Annotated in this window: 23 protein-coding genes; 13 read left to right on the forward strand and 10 right to left on the reverse strand. The window is 61.4% G+C overall.

Annotation, left to right across the window (positions count from 1 at the left end):
- The first annotated feature begins 7 nt into the window (after nt 1–7).
- Nucleotides 8–1,525, forward strand: coding sequence for an anthranilate synthase component I (gene trpE / locus NW812_RS01760; RefSeq protein ID WP_414393501.1), 1,518 nt, complete (start codon nt 8–10; stop codon nt 1,523–1,525).
- Here the strand turns inward: trpE and tilS are convergent.
- The 4 genes from tilS to NW812_RS01780 all read right to left on the reverse strand — a co-directional run bounded on the left by tilS (nt 1,522) and on the right by NW812_RS01780 (nt 6,736).
- Entirely contained in the window at nt 1,522–2,529 is a 1,008-nt protein-coding gene (gene tilS / locus NW812_RS01765) for a tRNA lysidine(34) synthetase TilS (RefSeq protein WP_414393503.1), read from the reverse strand. The two genes, trpE and tilS, sit on opposite strands and share 4 nt — an antisense overlap.
- Before the next feature lie 38 nt (nt 2,530–2,567).
- Nucleotides 2,568–3,716, reverse strand: coding sequence for a heat-inducible transcriptional repressor HrcA (gene hrcA, locus NW812_RS01770; protein WP_414393505.1), 1,149 nt, complete (start codon nt 3,714–3,716; stop codon nt 2,568–2,570).
- Between the two features lie 464 nt (nt 3,717–4,180).
- The gene (locus NW812_RS01775; protein ID WP_414393507.1) at nt 4,181–6,568 is read right to left on the reverse strand and encodes an endonuclease MutS2; all 2,388 of its coding nucleotides are present in this window, start codon (nt 6,566–6,568) and stop codon (nt 4,181–4,183) included.
- A gap of 3 nt (nt 6,569–6,571) precedes the next feature.
- Nucleotides 6,572–6,736: a hypothetical protein gene (locus tag NW812_RS01780; protein ID WP_414393508.1), complete on the reverse strand. Its 165-nt coding sequence runs from the start codon at nt 6,734–6,736 to the stop codon at nt 6,572–6,574.
- Nucleotides 6,737–6,889: 153 nt separating this feature from the next.
- Between NW812_RS01780 and NW812_RS01785 the strand changes: the two genes are divergently transcribed.
- The 4 genes from NW812_RS01785 to NW812_RS01800 all read left to right on the forward strand — a co-directional run bounded on the left by NW812_RS01785 (nt 6,890) and on the right by NW812_RS01800 (nt 8,727).
- Nucleotides 6,890–7,294 carry an NIL domain-containing protein gene (locus tag NW812_RS01785; protein WP_414393509.1) on the forward strand — a complete coding sequence of 135 codons (405 nt, stop codon included), beginning with the start codon at nt 6,890–6,892 and terminating at the stop codon, nt 7,292–7,294.
- A gap of 68 nt (nt 7,295–7,362) precedes the next feature.
- The gene (gene ndhL, locus NW812_RS01790; RefSeq protein WP_414393511.1) at nt 7,363–7,584 is read left to right on the forward strand and encodes an NAD(P)H-quinone oxidoreductase subunit L; all 222 of its coding nucleotides are present in this window, start codon (nt 7,363–7,365) and stop codon (nt 7,582–7,584) included.
- A 12-nt stretch (nt 7,585–7,596) separates the two neighbouring features.
- Nucleotides 7,597–7,932 carry a DUF3007 family protein gene (locus NW812_RS01795; RefSeq protein WP_414393513.1) on the forward strand — a complete coding sequence of 112 codons (336 nt, stop codon included), beginning with the start codon at nt 7,597–7,599 and terminating at the stop codon, nt 7,930–7,932.
- A gap of 159 nt (nt 7,933–8,091) precedes the next feature.
- Nucleotides 8,092–8,727: a response regulator gene (locus NW812_RS01800; protein WP_414393514.1), complete on the forward strand. Its 636-nt coding sequence runs from the start codon at nt 8,092–8,094 to the stop codon at nt 8,725–8,727.
- A 59-nt stretch (nt 8,728–8,786) separates the two neighbouring features.
- Here NW812_RS01800 and NW812_RS01805 read toward each other — a convergent pair whose 3' ends face one another.
- The 4 genes from NW812_RS01805 to NW812_RS01820 form a co-directional block, all read right to left on the reverse strand.
- Nucleotides 8,787–9,896, reverse strand: a complete 1,110-nt coding sequence (locus tag NW812_RS01805) for a sensor histidine kinase (RefSeq protein WP_414393516.1) — start codon at nt 9,894–9,896, stop codon at nt 8,787–8,789.
- Nucleotides 9,897–10,156: 260 nt separating this feature from the next.
- Complete coding sequence (locus NW812_RS01810; protein WP_414393518.1) at nt 10,157–10,927, reverse strand: DUF2993 domain-containing protein; 771 nt, start codon at nt 10,925–10,927, stop codon at nt 10,157–10,159.
- Nucleotides 10,928–10,996: 69 nt separating this feature from the next.
- Nucleotides 10,997–13,012, reverse strand: coding sequence for a magnesium chelatase ATPase subunit D (gene bchD / locus NW812_RS01815; RefSeq protein WP_414393519.1), 2,016 nt, complete (start codon nt 13,010–13,012; stop codon nt 10,997–10,999).
- Between the two features lie 105 nt (nt 13,013–13,117).
- Nucleotides 13,118–14,560, reverse strand: coding sequence for a gamma-aminobutyraldehyde dehydrogenase (locus NW812_RS01820; RefSeq protein WP_414393521.1), 1,443 nt, complete (start codon nt 14,558–14,560; stop codon nt 13,118–13,120).
- Nucleotides 14,561–14,736: 176 nt separating this feature from the next.
- Here NW812_RS01820 and NW812_RS01825 point away from each other — a divergent pair, with 176 nt between their 5' ends.
- Genes NW812_RS01825 through gatB form a run of 4 tightly spaced genes read left to right on the forward strand, consistent with a single transcriptional unit; the run spans nt 14,737 to nt 18,099 of the window.
- On the forward strand, nt 14,737–16,053 hold the full coding sequence (locus NW812_RS01825) for an RNA-guided endonuclease InsQ/TnpB family protein (protein ID WP_414393523.1): 1,317 nt from the start codon (nt 14,737–14,739) through the stop codon (nt 16,051–16,053).
- A 40-nt stretch (nt 16,054–16,093) separates the two neighbouring features.
- On the forward strand, nt 16,094–16,288 hold the full coding sequence (locus NW812_RS01830) for a hypothetical protein (protein WP_414393524.1): 195 nt from the start codon (nt 16,094–16,096) through the stop codon (nt 16,286–16,288).
- Complete coding sequence (locus NW812_RS01835; RefSeq protein WP_414393525.1) at nt 16,285–16,569, forward strand: acylphosphatase; 285 nt, start codon at nt 16,285–16,287, stop codon at nt 16,567–16,569. The genes NW812_RS01830 and NW812_RS01835 overlap by 4 nt, the downstream gene beginning before the upstream one ends.
- A gap of 57 nt (nt 16,570–16,626) precedes the next feature.
- Complete coding sequence (gene gatB / locus NW812_RS01840) at nt 16,627–18,099, forward strand: Asp-tRNA(Asn)/Glu-tRNA(Gln) amidotransferase subunit GatB (RefSeq protein ID WP_414393526.1); 1,473 nt, start codon at nt 16,627–16,629, stop codon at nt 18,097–18,099.
- On the opposite strand, the gene NW812_RS01845 is transcribed toward gatB, so the two are convergent.
- Nucleotides 18,096–18,689 (reverse strand): Maf family protein, encoded by a 594-nt coding sequence (locus NW812_RS01845; RefSeq protein WP_414393528.1) that lies wholly within the window; start codon nt 18,687–18,689, stop codon nt 18,096–18,098. The genes gatB and NW812_RS01845 overlap by 4 nt on opposite strands.
- A 218-nt stretch (nt 18,690–18,907) precedes the next feature.
- Between NW812_RS01845 and NW812_RS01850 the strand changes: the two genes are divergently transcribed.
- The 4 genes from NW812_RS01850 (at nt 18,908) to NW812_RS01865 (ending at nt 21,286) form a co-directional block, all read left to right on the forward strand.
- Entirely contained in the window at nt 18,908–19,114 is a 207-nt protein-coding gene (locus tag NW812_RS01850; protein ID WP_414393529.1) for a hypothetical protein, read from the forward strand.
- Nucleotides 19,108–19,599 carry a hypothetical protein gene (locus tag NW812_RS01855; protein ID WP_414393530.1) on the forward strand — a complete coding sequence of 164 codons (492 nt, stop codon included), beginning with the start codon at nt 19,108–19,110 and terminating at the stop codon, nt 19,597–19,599. The genes NW812_RS01850 and NW812_RS01855 overlap by 7 nt, the downstream gene beginning before the upstream one ends.
- Nucleotides 19,600–19,679: 80 nt before the next feature.
- Nucleotides 19,680–20,090 carry a PH domain-containing protein gene (locus NW812_RS01860; protein WP_414393531.1) on the forward strand — a complete coding sequence of 137 codons (411 nt, stop codon included), beginning with the start codon at nt 19,680–19,682 and terminating at the stop codon, nt 20,088–20,090.
- A gap of 2 nt (nt 20,091–20,092) precedes the next feature.
- Complete coding sequence (locus NW812_RS01865) at nt 20,093–21,286, forward strand: glycosyltransferase (RefSeq protein ID WP_414393533.1); 1,194 nt, start codon at nt 20,093–20,095, stop codon at nt 21,284–21,286.
- On the opposite strand, the gene NW812_RS01870 is transcribed toward NW812_RS01865, so the two are convergent.
- Entirely contained in the window at nt 21,280–22,764 is a 1,485-nt protein-coding gene (locus tag NW812_RS01870) for a hypothetical protein (protein ID WP_414393535.1), read from the reverse strand. The genes NW812_RS01865 and NW812_RS01870 overlap by 7 nt on opposite strands.
- Between the last annotated feature and the right edge of the window lie 96 nt (nt 22,765–22,860).

The raw sequence follows: 22,860 nt of genomic DNA on the forward strand, positions 1-22,860 counted from the left end.
GCAAGCCATGATTTACCCTCCCCTGAAAGAGTTTCTTGCCCTCACGGGTCAGGGCAACTTCATCCCGGTGTACCAGGAATGGGTGGCGGATTTGGAAACGCCTGTCTCTGCCTGGTACCGCGTCTGCGCCGGGCAGCCCTACAACTTTCTGCTGGAATCAGTGGAGGGAGGGGAACAGGTGGCCCGCTACAGCTTCCTCGGCTGCGATCCCCAGTGGGTGCTGGAGGTGCGCGGGGATCAGGCTTGGCAAATCCACCGCGATGGGCATCGGGAGCAGCATCGGGGGGATCCCTTTGCCATCTTGGCCCGCTGCCTAGAGCCCTATGAGCCGGTGCACCTGCCGGAGTTGCCCAGCAGCATTGGCGGGCTCTTTGGCTACTGGGGCTATGAGCTCATCCGCTGGATTGAGCCCAAGGTGCCCATCTATCCCCTGCAGCCGGGGGATCCTCCCGACGCCATCCTGATGCAGGTGGACAGCATCCTCATCTTCGACCAGGTCAAGCGCAAGATCTGGGTGGTGGCCTTTGCCGACACGCGCCAGCAGCCAGCGGAGCAGGCCTACGCCCAAGCCTGCCAGCGGGTGGAAAAGTTGGTGCAGCAGCTCAGCGCCCCCCTGGCCCTATCCCACCTCAGCCTCAACTGGAAGCCCTACTTGCCGGATCAGATCCCTCCCAGCACGCTCAGCCGCGACGCCTACTGCCAGGCCGTGGAGCGGGCCAAAGAATACATCCGCGCCGGCGAGATCTTTCAGGTTGTGCTCTCGCAGCGCTTCACCACTCCCTTTGCCGGCGATCCCTTCCGGCTTTATCGCTCCCTGCGGCTCATTAACCCCTCTCCCTACATGGCATTTCTGCAGTTTGGCGATCTTTGCCTTGTCGGCTCCAGCCCAGAGGTGATGGTCAAGCTCAGCCGCGTTGGGGAAGAGCGCCTTGCCACCGTTCGTCCCATTGCCGGCACCCGCCCTCGCGGCGCTACCCCTGCCGAAGACCGCCAGTTGGAGCAGGAGCTGTTGGCGGATCCCAAGGAGCGGGCGGAACACGTGATGCTGGTGGACTTGGCCCGCAACGACCTGGGCCGGGTCTGCCGCCTGGGATCCGTGCAGGTGGACGACCTGATGCAGATTGAGCGCTACAGCCACGTGATGCACATTGTCAGCAACGTGGTGGGGCAGTTGGATCCCCGCTACAGCGCCTGGGATCTGCTGCGGGCCACCTTTCCTGCGGGCACAGTTACCGGCGCTCCTAAGATCCGCGCCATGCAGATTATCCACGAACTGGAAGGGTGCCGCCGCGGCCCCTACGCTGGCGCCTACGGCTACTACGACTTTGCCGGCCAACTGAACACCGCCATCACCATCCGCACCCTCCTGGTTCACCGCGGCCAGGTGAGTGTGCAGGCGGGGGCGGGCATCGTGGCCGACTCGGAGCCGGAGCGGGAGTACCAAGAATGTTTGAACAAAGCGCGGGGCATGCTCATGGCTGTAGCCAGTTTGCAGGAAAGCCAGGGTGGTGCAGGGCCGCTTTAGCGCTGCTGTTGAGCGCAAGGGCGAGAAACCCAAGCCAAGTACTCTTCCTTCACCTCCAGCCAGCCACCGCCGGGGTAGTCGGGGCTGCGGCTGCGGCGACCTGCTTTGAGGAGCCGAACCCCGGCTTCCACCTGCTCAAAGGTGGGGTGATGGGGGAGCAGCAAGGACAAGAACTGAAACAGGACTTGCCGCTGCAGCGCAAGGGGAGCAGCTCGCAAGGGATCCCGCCGCAACCCCGGCAGGGCCGGCTCATACACCTGCGGCCATAGCTGGGCGGCTTGGGCCACCACCAGTTCATGTTCTGCTTGTAACAAGATGGCGGCCCGGTTCAGAGCTTTTTCCACCTGGGGATTGAGGTGCCGCTTGAGATAGGGTATCACCTCCAGGCGGAGCCGGTTGCGTCCGTGCGCCAAATCTTGATTGCTGCGATCCGGCCAGACCGGAAGCTGGTACTGCCGGCAAAACTCCTCTGTTTCCCACCGGAAAAGGCCTAGGAGAGGCCGCACCAGCCAGGCGGAGGAGGGATCCCGCTCATCCAAACGCCGCCGCCAATCCAGACTAGCTAGCCCAGCTGCCCCCGTGCCCCGCAGCAGGTTCCACAAGAACGTCTCCGCGCGGTCACTGGCGGTGTGCCCCGTAACCACTGCCTCGCAATTCCAGGTGCGCGCCCATTTGTCCAGCTGTTGGTAGCGCCAAACCCGAGCCCCCGCCTCATCCCAGCGGATGGGATCGGCAGTTTCAATGGCGTGGGGCAGGCCCTGCTGCTGCAGCCACTCTTGCAAGAAGCAAGCACACGCCGTTTCATCCTCCGACCAGCGGTGGTTACAGTGCAGGACAAAGATCTGCCAGTTCCAGCGCCTCTGCAGATCGCGCAGGATCTGGAGCAGACAGAAAGAATCTTGCCCGCCGGAAAAGGCCACTAGCAGCCGCTGGCCGGGGCGCAGCAGTTGCCGCTCGCGGATGGCACACTGAACGCGTAGGTGAAGAGGGGAGAGTCTGGCCACGGTGGGCGATTGCTCTTGGGAACTTGCACCTAGACTTCCTAGGCCAGAGCCCGCGTGAGATGGGAGGCCACCGTCTGCACCGCTGCAATGCTCCGCTCGTAGGCCATCCGCGTTGGCCCCAGCACGGTAACCGTCCCTAGCGGCGCCGAGCGACGGCGGTAGACTGAGGTGATAACCGTGCAGTGGCGCAGAGACTCCAGCGGATTCTCGCTGCCAATGTAGATGACCACGGGGATGGTGTCGCCAGAGGAGGGCGGGGCAGAAGGAGTAGCCTCGCTAGAGATCTGGCAATCTGGGGGGCTGGTAGTATAGAGCCCAATCATCCCTTGCAGTTGCTCGGATCCCGCCTCAATCAACTGGGCCACCGCTTGCACCCGTTGGGTCTGAGAAAACTCTGGCTGCCGCATCAGCTCTGTCATGCCTGCGCTAAACACAGGCCCCAAAGAGGGCCGCAGGTAGCGCTGGACCACTGAGCGCAGCAGTTGCTGCAGCCACTGGCTGTAGGCGCGAAACTCTTCGTCTAGCTTTAGCCAGCTCAGATCCTGCAGCTCGGCAAAAGTCTTGCCCCGCAGCTTGAGGGTGAGAAAGTTGCTCAGTAGCTGCAGCTCGTCTTCCAAATCCTCATAGCGGCTGCCGGGCCATGCCGGTGGGCTGACCAGGGCTGAATGGGCTTGGTAGGAATCGGTAACCACCACCACCATCACCCGTCCCGGCCCTACCGACAGCAGCTGCACGTGGTGAATGGCTACAAGGGGCCCCTGAGGTGGGGTGATGAGGGCAATGCAGCCGCTCACGTGGGCCAGAAGCTGCGCCACCCTCTGGAGGAAACTGTCGAGGTCGTCTCCCAGCTCGCGACTAACCTGATCCAACAGCCGCTGCAGCGCAGGGTGGGGCTCTGGCTGGGGAGCGTCGTCGGGGATCCCCTCCATGCCGACGGAGGTCAACAAATCGTTGACATAAACCCGATAGCCAAAGTCGGAAGGGATCCGACCGGCAGAGGTGTGGGGCTGGAACAGCAACCCCGCCTGCTCAAGGGTGGCTAAGTCGTTGCGAATGGTGGCTGTGCTTACCCCAAAGTTATACGACTGAGCCAAAGTCTTGGAACCGACAGGTTCAGCCGTTGCAATGTAGCTGCGCACTGTCGCCCAGAGGATCTTCCGCTGGCGGGGAGTCAGTTCAAGTTTCATGGCCGCTCAAAAGAATCTGGTTAACCCGTATCTCAAAGCAGACTGCCAAGCAACCGGTAGATTCCCGTTGAGGACTGAGATACCAATCTAAATGAACCTTTAGTCTACCTAACGCTTCGTATTGGTGAATTGATAATTTTTGACTTTTTGACAATTTAATTAACCTCGCTGGGGTGGACTGCCTGGCAAGGAAAGCTGCAAAATACCGACAGAGGCGTTGGGTTCGCCCTAAGCTTTCCCCAGAGCTGCTACTTCTGGGGCAAGAGGGCTTACCTTTATCCCCTTTGTAACCTTTTGTTCTGAGGTTGCTCCAGGAGCTGAGAGTTCGCCTAGCTGCTCTGAGGGTAGCCGTTTTGGGAGGCAGGGGAAGATCTCGTTGACGAGCAAAGGCCTGACGGAGCTGAGTCCAGAGGACTAAGGGGATCGAGCTCCGCTAGCGGCTTGAGAGATCCGCCCGCTCCTTGCTAGCGCAGCTGGGCCACGGTTACGCCGCTTCCTCCCTCCTGGGGAGCCGCCGCGGCAAAACTCTGAACGCGCGGGTGATTTTGGAGATAGGCCCGGATACCCGCCCTGAGGCGACCCGTGCCGTGGCCGTGGATGATCCAAAGGGGACCAGGAGGTGCCTGGGCCAAGTGCGCTTCGAGAATAGCCTCGGCCTCAGCCACGGTTTTCCCCCTTAGATCAAGGGTGTTGTGGCTGGTGCGCAGGTTAAGGGGGGCGGTGGCTGGCGGCGGGGGAGGTGGAGCCTTGGGGCGTTGGCGCTGCTTAGCCTGGTGTTCATCGAGGGGATCCAACTGGGCCCTTGGCACGGTGAACTTGAGGAGGCCGCTGCGCACCACATACACCTCTCCTTCGACGGCAATGACCTCTCCCGTTTGTCCCAGCCCCCGCAGCCGCACCCGATCCCCCACCTCCGGCACAAACTCCGTGTCCCCAGGTTGAGGTGCCGGCAAGTAGCGCTTGCGGATTTGCTCGAGATGGGCGGTTACTTGGTGAGGAGCGTCCCCCTGTTGCAGCTTGCGAATGGCGGCAGCCACTTCTTGGCGGGCAGCAGCCAGCAGAGTTTCCAGCCCCTGGCGCTGCTGGTACTCCAGTTGGGCCTCTCGCTCGGCCAGCCGCCGGCTGCGCTCTTGCATTTGGCGGTAGAGGGTCTCTAGCTCTTGGTGCAGGGATCCCACCTGGGCTGCCCGCTCTTCCAATTGAGCCCGCTGCGCTTCCAACCCAGCGATGACCTTATCCACTTGGCTTTCTCCCTGCAGACGCCGCTGGGCCCGCCGCAGGATCTCCGGATCCAACTGCAGCCGCTGGGCAATGGTCAAGGCGTTGGAGCGGCCCGGGATCCCCCACAACAGGCGATAGGTAGGGGCCAGGGTGGCCTCGTCAAACTCCACCGAGGCATTTTCAAAGCCGGGGTGCTGGTACTTGAGGGCCTTCAGCTCGCCGTAGTGGGTGGTGGCCAGAGTCAGCAGGGCCTTTTCCGAGAGATACTCCAACAGCCCAGCCGCTAGGGCAGCGCCTTCGGTGGGATCCGTGCCCGCCCCCACCTCGTCCAGCAGAACAAGGGCCGGCGCTGGACTGGATTGCAGAGCTTGCACAATGCGGCTAATCCGATGGATGTGGCCGGAAAAAGTGGAGAGGTTTTGCTCCAACGATTGCTCGTCACCGATGTCGGCATAGACCCCGTCAAACCAAGGCAGTTGGGGCGGATCTTGAGCTGGCAGGAAGATCCCTGCTTTGGCCATCAGCACCAACAGGCCCAGCGTCTTCAAGGCAACGGTTTTGCCACCGGTGTTAGGGCCAGTGATGACCACAGCACGAATAGACTCGGGGAGGGTGAAATCGATGGGCACCACTTCTAGGCCCTTGCCCTCTTGACGGGCCTGCCACCACAGCAAAGGGTGTCTAACCCGGCGCAGGCGCAATCCACCGGCAACAAACTGCGGACGGTTGCCCTCCAACCAAAGGCTATAGCGGGCGCGAGCCAGGGCTACCTCCAGCCTCACCATCACCGCTTGCAGGTGCTCCAAGTCGGCAGCCACGGCTCCCACCTGGGCCGAGAGCGCCGCCAAGATTCGCTCCTCCTCCGCCCGGAGGCGAGCCTCGGTTTCTCGCAAGCGGTTGCCCAGCTCCACCACCGCATAAGGCTCTACATAGAGGGTAGCCCCACTGGCAGAGCTGTCGTGGACAAGGCCGCGGATGAGATCCCGGTGGGTGGCCTTCACCATCAGCACAAAACGTCCCTGCCGCTGGCCAATCAGGGTATCCTGCAGCGCCTGTGGGCACTGGCTCATCACCTCTTGCAGGCGTTCCTGGATCTGGCTGCGAAAAAGGCGGTGCTGACGGCGCAGGTCGGCAAGGGCTGGGCTGGCGCTATCTCTCACCTCGCCGTGCTCGTCCAGACAGCGGAAGATCTCCTGCTCCAGCTCAGGGTAGGTGCGCAGGCTGCTCACCCACTCCTGCAGGCGGGGTAGGTGCTCCTGCTCATCGATGAGGCGACGAAGGCGGCGAGCAGTTCCCAGGGTTGTGGCAATCTGGATCAGCTCTTCCCCGCTCAGGACACCCCCTCGTTCGACCCGTTCCAGGGCCGGCAGCAAGTTGTGGATCCCCTCCAGGGAAACCCCCCCTGGCTGGCTGCGATCCAGCCGTATAGCTTCCTCGGTTTGGTCAAGGTAGGCCTCGCTCTCCTCGCGGCTACGCCAGGGATCTAGCTCCAGACAGGCGCGACGGCCCAGAGGTGTAGCCGCAAAAGTGGCCAGCTGTTGACAGAGGCGGGGCCACTCCAACAATTCCAAGGTTTCCTGGCGGAGGGAAGAGTCGGGGCAAGAAGAGACCGAAGGGATAGCCGTAGGCATTACCTAGCGATTTGAAGAATACCGAAGACGCAGTCGCTCCATCTCGCGTAAAAATTGCCGCTGGTAGTTGAGAAAAGCGGTGTGCCACTCGCGGAAGCGCCGCTCGCCATCGCGCACCAACATCTGTCGGTAGTGCTCGGAGTTGAGGCAGGGCCGGGCTGAGTCCATAGGGTTCAAAGAACGCTCTGCTCCTATTGTGGCAGGCTCCGGGGTACCTCTTGGAGCTTCCAACCGGAGAGGTTCTACCCCTGCAGGAAGAGGCCTTGCCATACTGAAAAGCGAGGCTTCCTGGCCAATGCTCAACCCACAGTCTGAGATTCCGTGCGCAAACGAGTAACGTTGATCTTCCCGCGGCACTTGGTGAATGTGCCTGTTACCTACCGCCTGGCCAAAGACTTCGACGTGGCGGCCAACATCCTGCGCGCTAGGGTCAGTCCCAATGAAGTGGGCACCCTCGTGGTGGAGCTCTCCGGAGATATCGACCAAGTGGAAGCAGGGCTGGAGTGGGTGCAGTCGCTGGGGATCGAGGTGGCCGACCAGACCAAGGAAATTCAGATTGACCCGGATTTGTGTGTAGACTGCGGCTTGTGCACGGGAGTCTGCCCTACCGAAGCCCTGAAGATTTCAGCTCCTGACTGGAAGCTAGAGTTCCGGCGCAACCGCTGCGTCATGTGCGAACAGTGCATTCCCACCTGCCCGGTTGGGGCCATTAGCGCCAGCCTGTAGGCAGCCTTGAGCTGGCGACCTCTCCCAAGAGTAGAATGGGCAGTACTAGGTTCTGGGGCAAGCTCACCATGGCTTCTACCACCTGGCTAGTTTGGGCAACTTATGGTGCTCTAGCAGCTCTTTACCTGCTGGTGCTGCCGTTTTTGTCTTTGGTGTACGTGGACAAGCGCTGGAACTGCAGCGGCGCCTGGGAAAAGGTGTTGATGTTTTTCCTGGTCTTGTTTTTCTTCCCCGGCATGGTGTTGGTAGCCCCCTTCATGACGTTTCGGCCTAAGCCGCGTTCCCTCTAGAGCCCTCGAGCTATGCGCAGACGAGATATCCTCAGCATTGGCCTGGCCCTGCTGCTGGGGGGAGGCGTTCTTTACGGTCTGTTGCTTTGGGCCGGCCTAGACACGGGAACGGCACAGCAGGTGTCGAGTGCGGCGTTTATGCTGGGGTGCCTGGGCTGGACGGTGAGTTACCTGAGGCGGGTTCTAAGCGGCGAGATGACTCTGAAGGCCCAGTGGGCCAGTTTCGAAAGGCAGCAAATTGAAGAGAAACTCCGCTCTTTCTCGCCGGAGGAGTGGCAGGCCCTGCAGGCCGAACTGGAATCCGAAACCGAAGGGGAAGTTAGCTGGCCTGGGCCGGACAGGCGCTAGAGCTGCTTTCGCAAGGTAGAAGAGGGGCACGGCGCCTGTATACCCAGCTACTACTTTCTCCCTTTGGCAAGGCTATTCTGCACTGCAAGCAGGGCTAGGAAAGCAAGCTAAGTGGTACAGGTTTTGACTTCCCATTTTGCTTACGTATTCCCCCTTGCCGTGACTAAGACCGTCCTGGTAGCTCAGGGCCAGCCCTTCCAAGCGCAGCTCTGGAAGTTGGCGCTGGAGTCTCAGCAGCATAGGGTGGTGCTCATTTCGCCGCGGCCAGATCTGGCGGAAGTGGCAGCAACGCAATGCCAGCCCCTAGACTTGATGGTAGTGGATATAACAACGGGACTCTTTAACCCCTACGCCTTCTGCCGAGAGTGCCGGAGCAGGCTCCCGGCTGTCCCTGTGATCCTCACCCACCATCCTCGGCGCCCCATCGAACCTGCTGAGCGACGTTGGGCCATCTCCCAGGGAGCAGCAGAGATGATCCCAGGCTTGGCAGAGGCGGACGACATCCTCCCTCCCCTTGAGCAAGTGTACAAAGCCGCCGGCTGGCCTTTTCCCATCGACGCGAAAGCCCTCTATACCGCTCTCGAGCAGGCAGGTCTGGGGAGTGGCAAGCCCGTTTCTTCTCTGCCTGAGGCAGCAGAAGAACGGCAAGAGCAAAAGGCTGAGACCCAGCCGGCAAAGTACCGGTTGATGTATCGCGGTAGCTCCATTGCTTCAGCAGAAGAACACCAGGAGCAAAAGGCTGAGACCCAGCCGGCAAAGTACCGGTTGACGTATCGGGGCCGCCCTGTCGAGTAGTTGCAAGCGCTCCGCCCTGCTAATGCGAAGCGGGGGACTACCTCGGGCAAGGTTGGAGATCAGGGCAGCACCAGGGCCAGAGTCGTGCCTTGGGATCCCGTCTCCACCAGCCGCAGGTCTCCTCCGTGAGCCTCCAGGATGCGTTTGGCAATGTAGAGTCCCAGACCTCCCAAGCCAGTTGGATAGTGCTGACCGGCAATGGAAATGGTCTGGGCAATGTAGGGCTGGGCCAGATCTTCTAGGGGAGCTGGCAGGCCGGGTCCATCATCCCGCACCTGGATCTGGCGGGGGCCAACGGTCAGCACCACCGCGCGGCGGGCATAGCGCAGGGCATTGTCCACCAGATTCACCAGCGCCCGCTCCAGCTCGGCCTCATCGGCGTTGCCCCAGCCTTCTCCTTCCACGCCCAGGTCAATCCCCCGCTCTCGCGCCAGGGATCCCATGCGGTTGGCTACCCGCCGAGCCAGGGATCCGAGATCGCAGGGCCGGGGATGCAGGGCAATCTCCCCCCGCTCCAGGCGGTAGACCTCCACCATTTTTTGCACCAGCGCCAGGTTGCGTTGGTTTTCCTCCAGCATGCGATCCAGCAGGGCTAGCCGCTCCTGACGACTCAAGGGCAGCTCCTGCTTGAGGGCGCCTAGCAGATGCCCAAAGGCGATGAGAGGAGTCTTTAGATCGTGCACCAGAGTGGCAGTGAAGGCCTCCCGCTGTCTTTGATTGCTTTGAATCTGGCGCAGCAGGTGGGCAAGGGCTTGCCGCAGGATCAAAACCTCTTGAGGATCCCCTGGGCGGAGCAGCAAAGTCCAGCGGTCTGGCTGGTTAATCAAGGTTTCTAGGTGAGCTAGCTCGCGGGCCAGCAAGGTCAGGGGCCGCAAGAGCATGGAAGACAAGGCATAGCCCGCCAGCGCCGATAGCACCGCCAGCAAAGGGATCCACAGCAGCAGCAGGGCGGATCCCTCACTGCTGAGCTGCCTATCGGCCAGGATCCACGGCACCGACAGGATGAAAACCAGGTTGGGGACAAAGGAAAGGCTGGCAATGACCAGCGCCACCTGAGTGCGCAGGTTGTGGGGAAAGCGACGTCGCCAGAAGTATCTCAAGGGAGAAGGGGAGAGAGGTTTGCCTTGAATTAGGCCAGAGACGAGCAAACCGGTCAAGAGGGCTGGCAAAAGACATCCCCAAACTCCGGGAAAGCTTTCCAGGTCTCCTCAAGTTGCACCAAGAGCTGTCTGGCTAGGCAGGCTTTTTGACCAAGCAGGGCAAGAGAACCAAAAACACCCCTGGGGTTTAAAGGCTAGAGCTTCGCGGGTCGAGGTGTGGGTTCAGAGGTCATGAAAAAACCCCTGGGTGTCTGTCCGTGTTTCGACCCCAGAGGCTTCTTCTCTTCACTCCTCACCGCCTTTGAGCGTACCCGCCCTCTGAAGGATTGTCAAGCATTTTCCCGCTGGGGTTGGCGAGTGGGAAAACGCACCAGGATGGCGCTGCCGGAGAGGATCATCTGCTGAGGCTGGAGGCACACCCGATCTACCTGCAGCTTGCTCCCTTGCAAGGCCAGTCGGTCCAAATCCAGGAGCGCATTCAGGTGGTCGACCAAAGCGCGGCTTAGGAGGCGCCCCTCTTCTGTATCGCCCTCAAAGAACGGATCGGCCAAGCAGATGCGGCGGCGCTCTATCACCTCAACGCGGGCGGAGAAGCCCACCCGAAAAACCCTGCTTTCTCCTTGCTGCACCTTGGCCCGCACTTGCAACCGCTGCTCAGGGGTGATGCGCACTTCTACCTGATGAAACGACAGGGGCTGGCCTTCCTGCCCCGCCTGGGCCAGCTTGTTCAGCACAAACGGGGTGTTGAAGGATTGCGCCAGATCCGCCTCGCTCAGCACCACCCGCATCCTAGCCTGCACCGGCTGGCGCAGTCTAATCCGCCCTTGCCAGATTTGGCTGAAATCGATGGCCACGGCATTGCAAAATAGCTCCAGAAGCGAAAGCCGCAGGCCGTTGTACATCTGCAAGTTCTGGCCCACCAGCTCGAAGCTGTCGATGCGCCCTTGCAGCAATTTGGCCATCGGCTCTGCTCGCACCCGTGCCTCCAGCCGCCCGGCTTGCTTAAAAAGGGCACGAATGGCAGCGCTCACCCCTCGGCTGACCCAGTCAGTGAGCATGGAATGGGGCAGAGAGAGCTCTGGCAGGAGTCCTGTGGCCATAGGGCAAGGTGAGGAGCGCCTACAGGGATCATAGCCAAGCCATTAAGAAAAGTTACAAGCGCGGCTCCCCTAGGGAGAGCTACGTTCCTCTCGAAGGGCCGAGCGGGCTACGGCTGCAATCCTCTGGTCACTGGCCCGGGGGAGGTGGAAGTAGCGTCCGCCCGCCAGTTCCGCCAGCTCAGCGCCAAAGCCAGTTGCAGCGAAGCGGCTTTGCGAGTCGATTAAGAGCAACTTTAGCCCCAAGGCGCGGATGCGCAGGGCAATCTCCCGCAACTCTTGTTTGATGTCAACAGGCTCACCCTCCCTCCGTCCCAGCGAGCGGCTGAGGGGAATGTTGGCCCGGCCATCGGTAAGGGCCACCAGCAGCACCTCTCCCACGTCGCCGCTGGCGCGGGCGTTCACCCCCAAGCGCACCGCTTGGGTGAGGGCATGGGCCAGGGGGGATCCCCCGCCACAGGGCAGGGATTCCAGGCGGCGGCGGGCCAGCTCAATGGAGCGGGTGGGGGGCAGCAACACCTCGGCGGTTTCCCCACGAAAGGCGATGAGGGCGACCTTGTCGCGGTTTTGGTAGGCCTCGGTCAGCAGGCGCAGGGCAGCGCCTTTGGCCGCTTGCATGCGGTTGAGGGCCATGGAGCCAGAGGCGTCCACCACGAAGATTACAAGGGCCCCGGCCTTGCGCACCAGTTTCTTGGCGCGGATGTCGCCAGGTTCCACAATAACGGTTCGCCCTGGCTGCCGCAGGCGGCGGCTTTTTTGGTGGGGAGCAGCAGCTCGCAGGGTGGCGTCGACGGCAATGCGGGGGTTGGCTCCCCGGGGCAGGATGGGCTTGACGTAGCGGCCCCGGTCGGTGCTGAACACCAGGCTGCGGGAGCCCGTTTTCCCCTGTTGGGTGAGGGACTGGGCAAAGGCCAAGAGGCGTGGGTCGAGGGCCACCTGCTCGGGATCGAAGAAAAACTCCTGCGGCAGGCTGGGGCTTTGCGGCTGGGGATCCGTCTCCTCTGGGTCGCTGTTATCGGAGGAGCCGGGCGGGGGATCCAGCTGTTGGGATTGGGGTGGAGGGGGAGGTGGCGGATCGGGGTTATAGCGGGCCCGGGGCAGCAGCACCAGTTGCACGGCCTGTTGCAAATCCTCAGCCACCAGGCAATCCCGCCCCTCCAGAGCTGCCAGGGCGCAGGCAGCCCGCAGGGCAAACTGCTCCCCTCGATGCCCTTGGACGTTGCCGCGGAGGGCCTCTTGCACCAGGTAGTGGATCTGTTCCCGCTGCGGCTTAACCTGGGGCAGCCACTCCCGCGCCAGGAGGATGCGGGTGCGGATCTCTTCCAGTTCTGGCTGGTGCTTGGCTAAGAAGGGCTCGGGAGCATCGACAAATTGCGTTGCCCGCTGGACAATTTCCCCGCGTTCTTCCAGGCTCAGCTCCTGCCCCACCGGCACCACCAGCGCCAGGCGATCCAGCAGGTGGGGGCGCAGGGATCCCTCCTCGGGGTTGTAGGTGGCCACTAGAAGAGGCCGGCAGGGGTGCTGCAGGCTCAGCCCTTCCCGCTCCAGGCGGTTTACCCCGTCCCCCACCACCGCCAGCAGCAGGTTGACAATGGCCTCATCTAAGAGGTGGATGTCGTCTACGTAGAGCACGCCCCGGTGGGCGGCAGCCAAGAGCCCCGGCTGAAAAACCGTTTCCCCCTGCCTTACCGAGGCCTCCACATCTACCGATCCCAGCAGCCGATCCTCCGTCACCCCCAAAGGCACCTGGACAAAGGGAGGAGCTATCACCTGGGTAGGGGGCGTCGTTCCCTGGGGGTAGCGGGTCTTGGCCCAGTCCGACCACGTCTCGGGCCGTGCCGGATCGTCGTTGCAGTAGGAGCCGGCAATGACCTCAATGGGGGGTAGGAGGGCGTGAATGCCCCGGGCCAAGACGGACTTAGCTGTGCCGCGCGGCCCCACCAGCACCACCCCTCCCAAGCTGGGATCCACCGCCGCTAACAACAGAGCCAGCTTGGCGGTTTGCTGGCCGACTACGGCAGTGAGAGGGAAAGTGCGGGGAGGGGCTAGGGTTGCGGATCCTGGGGTTGAGAAGTAGGACGTGGCCATCGACAACGGAAAACAGGGGGTGCAATACACCCAAGTCTATCGCTTGGAGGAGTTCCCCAAGGCATGGCCGACCGGCTGCCGCTAGCCTCTTCTTCGAACGAGATTTCAGCCAGTAGCAATCATCACATGCTTGGTCACTTGATACTCTCGCACGGCCTCTGCCGAGAGATCCTTGCCAAAGCCCGACTGCTTGAAGCCGCCGTGGGGAGCCTCTGAGGCCATGGGCAGGTGGTCGTTAATCCAGACGGTGCCCACCTCCAGCTCGGCGGCTAGTTTCAGGGCTCGTCCGATGTCCTGAGTCCACACAGAAGCCGCCAGCCCGTATAGGACGTCATTGCCCAGGCGTAGCGCTTCCTCGTCCTCGCGGAACGAGCTGAGGGTGAGGACTGGCCCAAAAACCTCGCTCTGCACAATCTCCGCTTTTTGATCGACATGGGTAATCACCGTGGGTTCGTAGAAGTATCCCCAATCCAGTAGGGAAGGGATCCTCCCGCCAGTCAGCACCTTAGCTCCCTCGGCTTTGGCCCGCTCCACGAATCCCATCACCCGCTCCCGCTGGGCTGCTGAGATCAAGGGCCCCATCTCCACTCCCGGCTCAAAGGGGGATCCCAGCTTGACGTTGCGCATGGCCTCGACAATGGCCTCTTGAAGCTGTGCCAGCTTGCTTTCGTGCACATAGACGCGGGTGGCTGCTGTGCAGTCCTGGCCGCTGTTGAAGGTGGCGGCAAAAGCAGCCTTGGCGGCCACTGTTTCCACGTCGGCATCCTCGAAAACCAAAAACGGGGCCTTGCCCCCCAGTTCCAGATGCACCCGCTTGAGGGTGTGGGCAGCCGTGCGCATCACCTGCTTGCCGGTGGCAGTGGAGCCAGTAAAGCTGACCATGCGCACCTGGGGATGCTCCACCAAGGCCTGACCCGTGGCATTGCCCCCAGTAACGATGTTAACCACGCCCGGCGGGATCCCGGCCTCGGCAATCAGTTCCGCCAGCTTCAGGGTGGTCAAGGGAGTAGCAGGGGCGGGCTTGAGCACCACCGTACAGCCAGCTGCCAGCGCAGGGCCAAGTTTCCAGATGGCCATCAGCAGGGGGTAGTTCCAGGGGGTAATTTGCGCGCACACGCCCACCGGCTCTTTGCGAAAGAGCGAGGTGTAGCCCTTGGCATAGTCCCCGGCGCTGAGGCCATGGGCGTCGCGGGCGGCAGTGGCAAAGAAACGCAAGTTATCTACCGCAAAGGGCAGATCCGCCCCCAAACTGACGGCCTCGTAGGGCTTGCCAGTGTTTTCCGACTCCAGACGCGCCAGTTCGGCGGCGTGAGCTTCGAGGAGATCGGCCAGTTTCCAGAGGGCCAGGGATCGCTCGCTAGGGGTGAGTTTGGACCAGCGGCCATCGGAGAAAGCGGTGTGGGCAGCCTGCACGGCCCGATCCACATCAGCAGGGCTGGCGTCCACCACTTCTGCCAATTTCTCGCCAGTGGCCGGGTTTTCGATGACCATTAGGTCTCCCCCTTGGCTGTCGACCCATTGGCCATTGATCCAGAGTTTATGGGCCATGGCCGCTTCTCAACTGCTTGCTAGAAACACTTTTTCCCATTGTGCCCAATCTTGCCCAGCTTGGGAGGCGTTGCCTCCCTCTCTGCTATCTCCTCTGATAAGGCCAGAAGGGGGTAGACAACAGCAGGCAGAAAGACTCACAATACTCAAGCAAGCTACCCAACACTCCTAGTCCCATGCTGCTGGGCTTTAAAACCCAGTTGGCTCTCAACAACAAGCAGCGAACCCTGGCAGCCCGGCATGCTGGGGTGGCTCGCCACGCCTACAACTGGGGCTTGGCTATCTGCAAGCAAGCTGTTGAGGCCAAGCAAAAACTGCCTACAGCTAAAGTGCTCCGCACCGCTGCCGCGAACGACCTACATAAGCGCTTAGTGGCAGAGGTCAAGAAAGCCAACCCTTGGTACTACGAGGTTTCTAAGTGTGCCCCACAGCAGGCTCTCCGCAACTTGGAGCAGGCCCTCAAACGCTGGCGGAGCGGGCAGAGTAGGTTTCCCCGCTTCAAGCGCAAGGGGGTACGGGAAAGCTTTTATCTCGAAAGCAATATCCGTATTTCTGGTAACTGCCTCAAGGTGCCCATTTTTGGCTGGTTGCGCTGTGCGGAGCTGCTTCCCACTGTCACCCCCAAGAACGTTGTAATCAGCCTGCGGGCTGGGCGGTGGTACATTTCCTTCAAGTACGAGGCCCCACCTCCGCAGGTGGAGAAAACTGGAGACGTGGTGGGGGTGGACTTGGGTGTGAACCGCCTGGCCACCTGCTCTAATGGCGAGATGTTTGCGCTCCGCGCCGCTAGCGCGAACGACAACCCCAAGCCTTACCGCAAAGCCCAGAAGCGCTTGGTGAGGCTGCAACGGCGGGTGAGCCGTAAACAGAAGGGCTCTGCCAACCGCAAGAAGGCGGCAATGCAGCTTGCTAGGGCCCACAAGCGGGTAGCGGATATCCGCCTGGACAACTTGCACAAGTTGACCAGCTATCTCGCCAAGAAGTACCGGGTGGTGGTGATTGAGGACTTGCAGGTGCAAAACCTCCTCAAGAACTACCGCCTGGCCGGATCTTTGGCCGTTCGCGTAAGCGGGACGGAGTCCTTTTGTGGGTTTTATGAGTTCAGGCGACAGCTAGAGTACAAGGCCCAACTCTACGGCTGTCAGTTGGTGGTGGTGGATAGGTTTTATCCATCCAGCCAACTGTGTTCTCGCTGTGGGCACCGACAGAAGATGCTCCTTCACCAGCGGGTGTTTCGGTGTGAAAGGTGTGGTCTGGAGCTAGACCGCGACCTGAACGCTGCCCTCAACCTGGTCCAGTGGTATCTGGCTACCTGCAGCAAGGCCTACGGCCCGCTATCGCGATCGCGGGGAAGTGACGCCTGTGGAGATCCCTCTGGCGGGGTGGTAGGGGTGAACTCTGCCACTAGTCATGGGTCGCAGAAGCAGGAAGAAAGCAGAGACGCGACAAACACTGCCCTATCGCAAATAGGAGTGTTTGTGAGCGTTTCGTAGGTCTTTCAGAGCGGGCTTTCTGCACAGGCAAGGTTGGCCCATGTCTCCTGTGCTGTGGCAAGCCATTGGATACGCCTGCGGGATCTCGGTGGGGATCCTGGGACTGGTTGCCCTTGTCAACTTTCTCTGGCAGCGCCTAGAGCAGCAGGCCAAAGAAGCCACAGCCCAGCCAGCCGAGCCGCCAGCAGCTCCAGAACCCCGCAGCACCTCGGAGGAGGGATCCCTGTCGACATGAGTAACACCGTTCGCGTTCACGTCTGGATCAGTGGGCAAGTGCAGGGAGTGGGGTTTCGGGCTTACACGGAGGCCATGGCTCGCAAGGCCGGTGTTGGCGGCTGGGTGCGCAATTTGCGGGATGGCCGGGTGGAGGCGGTTTTCGAGGGATCCCCGGCGGCGGTGGAGGCAATGCTGCGCTGGTGCCAGCAGGGCAGCCCTGGCTCAGTTGTAGAGGCCATCGAGCAACGGCCCGAGCTGCCGGAAGGCCTATCTACCTTCGAGATCCGCCCCACTGTCTAATCCCAGCAGCTGGCGAGATCCCACTAGAATGGGGAAACCCACTTTTCTCGTTTGGCCATGACGGTTGCCGCTCCTGCCAAAGTGCAATACGAGGCGGTGATTGGGCTGGAGGTGCACTGCCAGCTCAGCACTCGCTCCAAGATCTTCTCCAGCAGCGCGACGGCCTTCGGCGCTCCCCCGAACACCCAAATCGACCCTGTCTGCATGGGCCTGCCCGGCACCCTGCCGGTGCTCAACGAAAAGGTACTCGAGTACGCCGTCAAGGCTGCTTTGGCTTTGAATTGCACCATTGCCCCCTACAGCAAGTTTGACCGCAAGCAGTACTTCTACCCCGACTTGCCCAAGAACTACCAAATCTCTCAGTACGACCTACCCCTTGCTACCCACGGCTGGGTCGAGATCCAGCTCAGCGACGGCCGCACCAAGCGCATTGGCATCACCCGCTTGCACATCGAAGAAGATGCGGGCAAATTGGTGCATGCCGGCAGCGATCGCCTGGCGGGATCCAGCTATTCCCTAGTGGATTTCAACCGGGCGGGGGTTCCCCTCATCGAGATCGTCAGCGAGCCAGACATCCGCAGTGGCGAGGAAGCAGCGGAATACGTACAGGAGCTGCGCCGCATCCTGCGCTATGCCGGCCTGTGCGATGGCAACCTGCAGGAGGGATCCCTGCGCTGCGACGTCAACATCTCGGTGCGCCCCCTGGGAAGTCAAACCTTTGGCACGAAGGTGGAAATTAAAAACCTGAACTCCTTCAACGCCATCCAGCGGGCCATTGAGTACGAGTTCAACCGCCAAGTTAAGGCTTTGGAAGCGGGCGAGCCTATCGTCCAGGAGACCCGCCTCTGGGAGGAAAACAGCCAGCGCACCATCAGCATGCGCAGGAAGGAGGGATCCAGCGACTACCGCTACTTCCCCGAGCCGGATCTGCCGCCCATTCGCATTACTGAAGCGCAAAAAGCCCGCTGGCAGGCGGAGTTGCCGGAACTCCCCGCCCTGAAGCGGCGCCGCTACCAAGAAGTCTACGGCCTCTCGGTATACGACTCCCGCTACCTCACCGATGAGCGCACCACTGCCGAGTACTTTGAGGCCGTGGTTGCGGCTGGCGCTAGCCCGAAGGCGACCGCCAACTGGATGATGAGCGATATCGCCAGCTACCTCAACACCCACAAGCTGGACTACCCCGACATTGCCCTCAAGCCGGAAACCCTGGCTGAGCTCATTGGCCTCATTGAGCAGGGGGTCATTTCCAGCAAAATTGCTAAGGAAATCCTGCCAGAGCTGCTGGAAAAAGGCGGATCAGCCCGCGCCCTAGTGGAGGCTAAGGGCCTAACCCAAATCTCCGACAGCCGCCTGCTGGAGCAGCTCATTGCCGAGGTGCTGGCGGAAAACCCCGAGCAACTGCAGCAGTATCGGGGGGGCAAAACCAAGCTCTTTGGCTACTTTGTTGGGCAGTTGATGAAAAAAACCCAAGGACGGGCCGATCCTAAGCTGGCCAACGAGCTGCTCAAGCGGCATCTAGATGGCTAGTTCCAGGCTTCGGTAAGGGAATAGCCCAACTCCTGCAGCATGCGCCGCAAGAGAGGAAGGCTTAGCCCAATTACGTTGCCTGGGCACCCTTCGATCCGCTCCACGAACAGGCTGCCACGGCCATCGATGGCAAAACAGCCGGCACAGTTCAGGGGCTCGCCGGTGGCTACGTAGGTGCGGATCTCCTCGTTGCTGGGCTTGGCAAAAAACACCCGCGTTACGGCGTAGTGGACGAGGCGGCGGTTTTGCTTCAGGTCAATCAAGGCATGGCCGGTGTAAAGTTCTCCCACCTCGCCCCGCATTTGGCGCAGGCGCCGCTCTGCCTCCAGGGCATTGGCCGGCTTACCCAGGATCTCCCCATTGAGGTAGAGGACAGAGTCCGCTCCGATAACCAAGACAGGCTCCCGCTGCTGGGCTGCCACCACTTCCGCTTTTGCCAAAGCCAGCTTCTGGACGAGCTCCACCGGATCTGAGCTTTTGATTTGGCTTTCGTCAAAATAGCTGGGTTGAACGCGAAAAGGAATCCGGGCAGCTTCCAGCAGTTGGCGCCGGGCAGGAGATTGCGAAGCCAGGACGATGGGAGGCAACATCGATTCAAAACTCAAGCCTAGAGTTTGCAGGATCAAAGTTCGCTCTACTACTAGTTTCCCTTAGCCTAGGCAAGGTAGGCCCGCTAGGCGCTGACAGGAAACAACTGGATCCAGCTCTCCTAGTCTCCTAGCCCCTCCTCAAGCCGAGCTTGTCCCTGCTTCCTTCGCAGGTGCGCCTTGGCCTAAAGCTGCTGATAGTGCTGAGGATCTCGAGGGTCGTGGCCCTCCTCCCTTGGCAGGTGGGAGAGCTAAAACCGGCACTGCAGGAGGCCTGCCCAGGCTGTGGCCTCTCCCAGCACGATGGGGATGCCCAGTTTTGTAAGCGCTGGGGCACGCTGCTCTACTCTCAGGCCGCTGGCCCATCTCCCCGTTGGGGGCAAAGCCAGGATAGGCTAGGACGGGATCCAGAGAACCTGGAATGTTAGCCATCCCTGGCAAGCTCAATGTAAAGGCAGGAGTGGCGATGCTGCTGGCAGCCATCGTCCTGGGCCTCATCCTTAGCCAAGTGCAGCCGTTGCCGCTGGCTCCGCCGGAGGCGTCAGGGATCCCTGCCCGGCCCCTCTCCTGGCAGGAGGTGCCCAAACAAAAGTACGCCTGGCACATTTGCTACGCCTTTTTGGGCAACATGGGGCTAGTCAACATTGGCGGCGGACTGGCCCTGGTGGCGCTGGGATCCCGCTTTACGGCTGGGCGACTGCTTTCCCAAATTCTCCTCTTGGGGGGAATGCTGCACCCTGCTTCTTGGGCCTTGGTGGCTCTGACGGGATTGGAGGGGTGGAATTGGCTGGGCAATATTGGGGCAGCCGCCGTGGCGCTGGTCGTGGTAACCCTGTTTGTTCACCTGCTCTGGGCCACCTACTGCTCAGGGCAAGCCCTTCAACGGCAAACCCGATCCCGCCTCTCCCGCTAACTTTCCGGGCAGTTGGGAAAAGCTGAGAAGCTGTTTAAGATTGTTAGAGTCGTCCCTGTTAACACTCAACTAGGCTAGGCATGGCTATCAAAGAGGAGGTTTTCTTCGAAGGCGGGCCTCATATAGGCGATCTAGTGCTGAACTCCTTTATCGGCCTTACCGTTGTTGGCTTGCCTCTATTTGTGGGGGCGCTGGTGCGCAGGCTGTGGGTTCACTACCGGATTACCAATCGCCGCATTACCGTCATTGGCGGCTGGGGGGGCAAGGAGCGCTCTGATGTCATTTACAAAGAAATTGCCAAGGTGGTAACGGTGCCACGGGGCCTGGGCACATGGGGCGATATGGTGCTCACCCTTAAAGACGGCAGCCGCCTAGAGATGCGGGCAGTGCCGCGCTTCCGGGAGATCTACGCCTACATTAGCGAGCGGCTGGACGAAAAAGCCAGACAGGTCAGCGGGCCCATTGGCAAAAGGCCTCCCGCCGCCTCCTAACCATGCCTGCTGGGGATCCCGCTTGGCCACAGCGCCTAGCGTTGGTGCATGAGTACCTCATCTGGCCGGGGGGATCGGAAAAGGTTTTGCAGGAGCTGCTGGCCTTTGCCCCGCAAGCCCCTCTCTACGTCAGCCTCTTCTGGGCGCACACGCTGCCGCCGAGCTGGCAGGATCGGCCGATCTACACCTCATTTTTGCAAAGCTGGGCCAAGGGGCTAGGGGTGTTGCGCCGCAACTACCATGGGCGCCTTAAGTACCTCCTGCCCTGGATGCCCTTGGCCTATGAGAGCTTCGATTTCTCCGCCTATGACTGCGTCATCTCCAGCAGCCATGCTTTCGCCAAAGGGATCCTGACAGGGCCTTCCACCCTGCACCTAAGCTACATCCACAGCCCGCCCCGCTACCTCTGGGAGAACCGGGAGCTCTATCTTGAGCGAGAGGGGTTGACAGGGATCCGCCCCCTTGCCGCCCTCAGCCGGTGGCTGATGCACCACCTGCGCCAGTGGGATTTTGTAGCAGCCCAGCGACCAGATCTCTTGATTGCCAACTCGCAGCACATCCGCCGGCGCATTGCCAAGCTCTACCGCCGCGAGGCCGTGGTTATCTATCCGCCGGTGCCGCTCCAGGGGTTTGAGCCGGTGGCCGCTCCCACAGCCGATTACGACCTGGTGGTGGGCCGGCTGGTGCCCTACAAGCGGGTGGATTTGGCCATTGCTGCCTGCAAGCAACTGGGCCGCCGTCTGGTGGTGGTGGGGGAAGGGCCGGAGCTGCCACGGCTAAAGCAACTGGCAGGGCCACAGGTGGAGTTTTTGCCCCACCAGCCTCTAGAGCGTCTCCAGGAACTGCTGGCCCATTGCCGGCTGCTGCTGTTTCCCTGGGAGGAAGATTTTGGCCTGGTGGCAGTAGAGGCCCAAGCGTGTGGTCGACCTGTCGTTGCCCTCAACCGAGGGGGCACTCGCGAGACCGTCCGCCACGGCCAGACTGGGATCCTCATCCCCGAAGCCAGTGTGGAAGCCCTGGTGGAAGGGCTGCGCCAAGCGGATCGCCGGGAATGGGATCCGCAGCAGATTCGCGCCCATGCTCTGCAGTTTGCGCCGGAGCGGTTTCATGCCCAACTGGGATCCCTGCTGCGCTGGGCCTGGCCTCGTTTTCAAGCTGGGGAGCCGCTGGATCCAAGAGGCTGGAGCGCTCAGTAGAGCCGTCGCTGCACAAAAGTTGGCAACTCGATGCGGCTGCGCTCACCACCTTCTCCGCTGCCGCGGCCAGTGGCCAAGAGAGAGCGCTTCAGCAGCCTCTCTGTGCGATCCTCCCCTTCCTTGAGGGTAAGGGGTGGGATCCCGCCGACGGGCGTTCTCTCCCTGGGGGACTCACCGCTGGTGGAGACGGCGGCCACCTCCGGGGAGGGAGCAGGCTGGGCAGGGAGGGCTTGCAGCCGTTCCTGATGGCGCCAGCAATGCGCAGCCCCAGTTGGATGGCTCGACCTGAGCTCGACCCCTGCCCGGCTTGGAGCTGACTGGCGCAGGGCAGCCAGTTGCTCCTCCAGCTCCCGGTTGCGCTGCTGCAACAGAGCCACCTCCTTTTCTTGCGCCTGCGCGTGGGCTTGAATTTGCGCACACTTAGCTTGTAGGGCCGCCACCTGCTGCTGCAGCTTCTCAATCTCTTTTTGGCCGAGTAGATAGCGGGCCTCCGCCACCTCCCGCGCCCGCTGGGCTTCTTCCAGCTTTTCCTGCGCCGGTCGCTGGGCCAGCTCTTGGAGGAGGTGATCCCGCTCAGCCCGCAGGGTGTCCACCTCACGGGAGAGAGCCTGCACCTGCTCCTCCAGGGCAAGATCTCTACCGCTGCCGGGTTCAGCTGGCGGCTGTTCAGAGCGCAGAGCCTGTAGCTGGGCCTCCAGTTGGGCAATTTGCTGAGCCTGCTCTGCCTGTTGCTGCCGGCTCTGCTGCAGTTCTTCCAGCAAGCTAGCCCGCTCCGCCTTGGCAAAGGAGGCCTGCTGGCGCAGATGCTCCAACTGGCGAAGCTGTTGCCAGGCCTTGTTCAGCTCAGCCTCGAGGTGGGCTTTTTCGCTCTCTAGCTGCGTCTTCAGGCTTTGCCATTCTGCCTCGGCCTGGCGGTGGGCAGCTTCCAGCTCCGCCCGCTGGGTTTCCAACTCCCGCACCTGCGCCTGCAACTGCTCCTTTTCTTTCTCCAACTCCTGGATGCGGAGCTGGAATTGGGCTTGCAAAAGCTGCACCTGGGGCAACTTGGCGGCGTACTCCCCCAGCTGGTTGGCTTGCTGTTTTAGCTCCCAGAGCTCCTGCTGCAGTTGATAGAACCGAGCTGGCTCGATGCGCCGCTGCAATTCTGCCTTGAGGGTTTCGATTTCCGCTTGGCTGGTTTGCAACTGCTGCTGCAGGAGCTGGTAGTGCTCTAGGGTGGGGCGACGCTCCATCTCCCAGAGGAGATTTTGGAGCTCCTCAATGTGCTGCTGCTGTTGCTGAAAAGCTTCCAGGGTAGGACGTTGTTCCAGCCGAGCCTTCTCTTCTTGACACGCTTGCAACGCTCGCTCTTGATCCTGCAGTTGCCGTTCCAGGCGCTGGATACACTCAATCTGCTGCAGCGACAGCGCCTCTGACTCGGCCACGGCCCGCTCCAAGTCACGCACGCGCGCCCGCAAAGTTTCTAGTTCCCCTTCCATAGCCGGGCTGCTCGAGAGGTTATGGGCCCTACTGTAGCAGATGCTGTGGGGGAAGATCCAGTGCAACCACCACATATAGCGTAAAAACTTTTGGGT

Source organism: Synechococcus sp. O70.2 (genome assembly GCF_047462135.1).
Taxonomy (GTDB): Bacteria; Cyanobacteriota; Cyanobacteriia; order Thermostichales; family Thermostichaceae; genus Thermostichus.

Bases quoted from the DNA above. Each gene is read 5' to 3' on its own strand.
- NW812_RS01825 (WP_414393523.1), top strand. From the start codon at position 14,737: ATGCTGCTGGGCTTTAAAACCCAGTTGGCTCTCAACAACAAGCAGCGA.
- NW812_RS01845 (WP_414393528.1), bottom strand. From the start codon at position 18,689: ATGTTGCCTCCCATCGTCCTGGCTTCGCAATCTCCTGCCCGGCGCCAA.
- hrcA (WP_414393505.1), bottom strand. From the start codon at position 3,716: ATGAAACTTGAACTGACTCCCCGCCAGCGGAAGATCCTCTGGGCGACA.
- NW812_RS01830 (WP_414393524.1), top strand. From the start codon at position 16,094: ATGTCTCCTGTGCTGTGGCAAGCCATTGGATACGCCTGCGGGATCTCG.
- NW812_RS01775 (WP_414393507.1), bottom strand. From the start codon at position 6,568: ATGCCTACGGCTATCCCTTCGGTCTCTTCTTGCCCCGACTCTTCCCTC.
- NW812_RS01835 (WP_414393525.1), top strand. From the start codon at position 16,285: ATGAGTAACACCGTTCGCGTTCACGTCTGGATCAGTGGGCAAGTGCAG.
- NW812_RS01810 (WP_414393518.1), bottom strand. From the start codon at position 10,927: ATGGCCACAGGACTCCTGCCAGAGCTCTCTCTGCCCCATTCCATGCTC.
- trpE (WP_414393501.1), top strand. From the start codon at position 8: ATGATTTACCCTCCCCTGAAAGAGTTTCTTGCCCTCACGGGTCAGGGC.
- NW812_RS01865 (WP_414393533.1), top strand. From the start codon at position 20,093: ATGCCTGCTGGGGATCCCGCTTGGCCACAGCGCCTAGCGTTGGTGCAT.
- bchD (WP_414393519.1), bottom strand. From the start codon at position 13,012: ATGGCCACGTCCTACTTCTCAACCCCAGGATCCGCAACCCTAGCCCCT.
- NW812_RS01855 (WP_414393530.1), top strand. From the start codon at position 19,108: ATGTTAGCCATCCCTGGCAAGCTCAATGTAAAGGCAGGAGTGGCGATG.
- NW812_RS01870 (WP_414393535.1), bottom strand. From the start codon at position 22,764: ATGGAAGGGGAACTAGAAACTTTGCGGGCGCGCGTGCGTGACTTGGAG.
- NW812_RS01820 (WP_414393521.1), bottom strand. From the start codon at position 14,560: ATGGCCCATAAACTCTGGATCAATGGCCAATGGGTCGACAGCCAAGGG.
- NW812_RS01860 (WP_414393531.1), top strand. From the start codon at position 19,680: ATGGCTATCAAAGAGGAGGTTTTCTTCGAAGGCGGGCCTCATATAGGC.
- ndhL (WP_414393511.1), top strand. From the start codon at position 7,363: ATGGCTTCTACCACCTGGCTAGTTTGGGCAACTTATGGTGCTCTAGCA.
- NW812_RS01795 (WP_414393513.1), top strand. From the start codon at position 7,597: ATGCGCAGACGAGATATCCTCAGCATTGGCCTGGCCCTGCTGCTGGGG.
- NW812_RS01780 (WP_414393508.1), bottom strand. From the start codon at position 6,736: ATGGACTCAGCCCGGCCCTGCCTCAACTCCGAGCACTACCGACAGATG.
- gatB (WP_414393526.1), top strand. From the start codon at position 16,627: ATGACGGTTGCCGCTCCTGCCAAAGTGCAATACGAGGCGGTGATTGGG.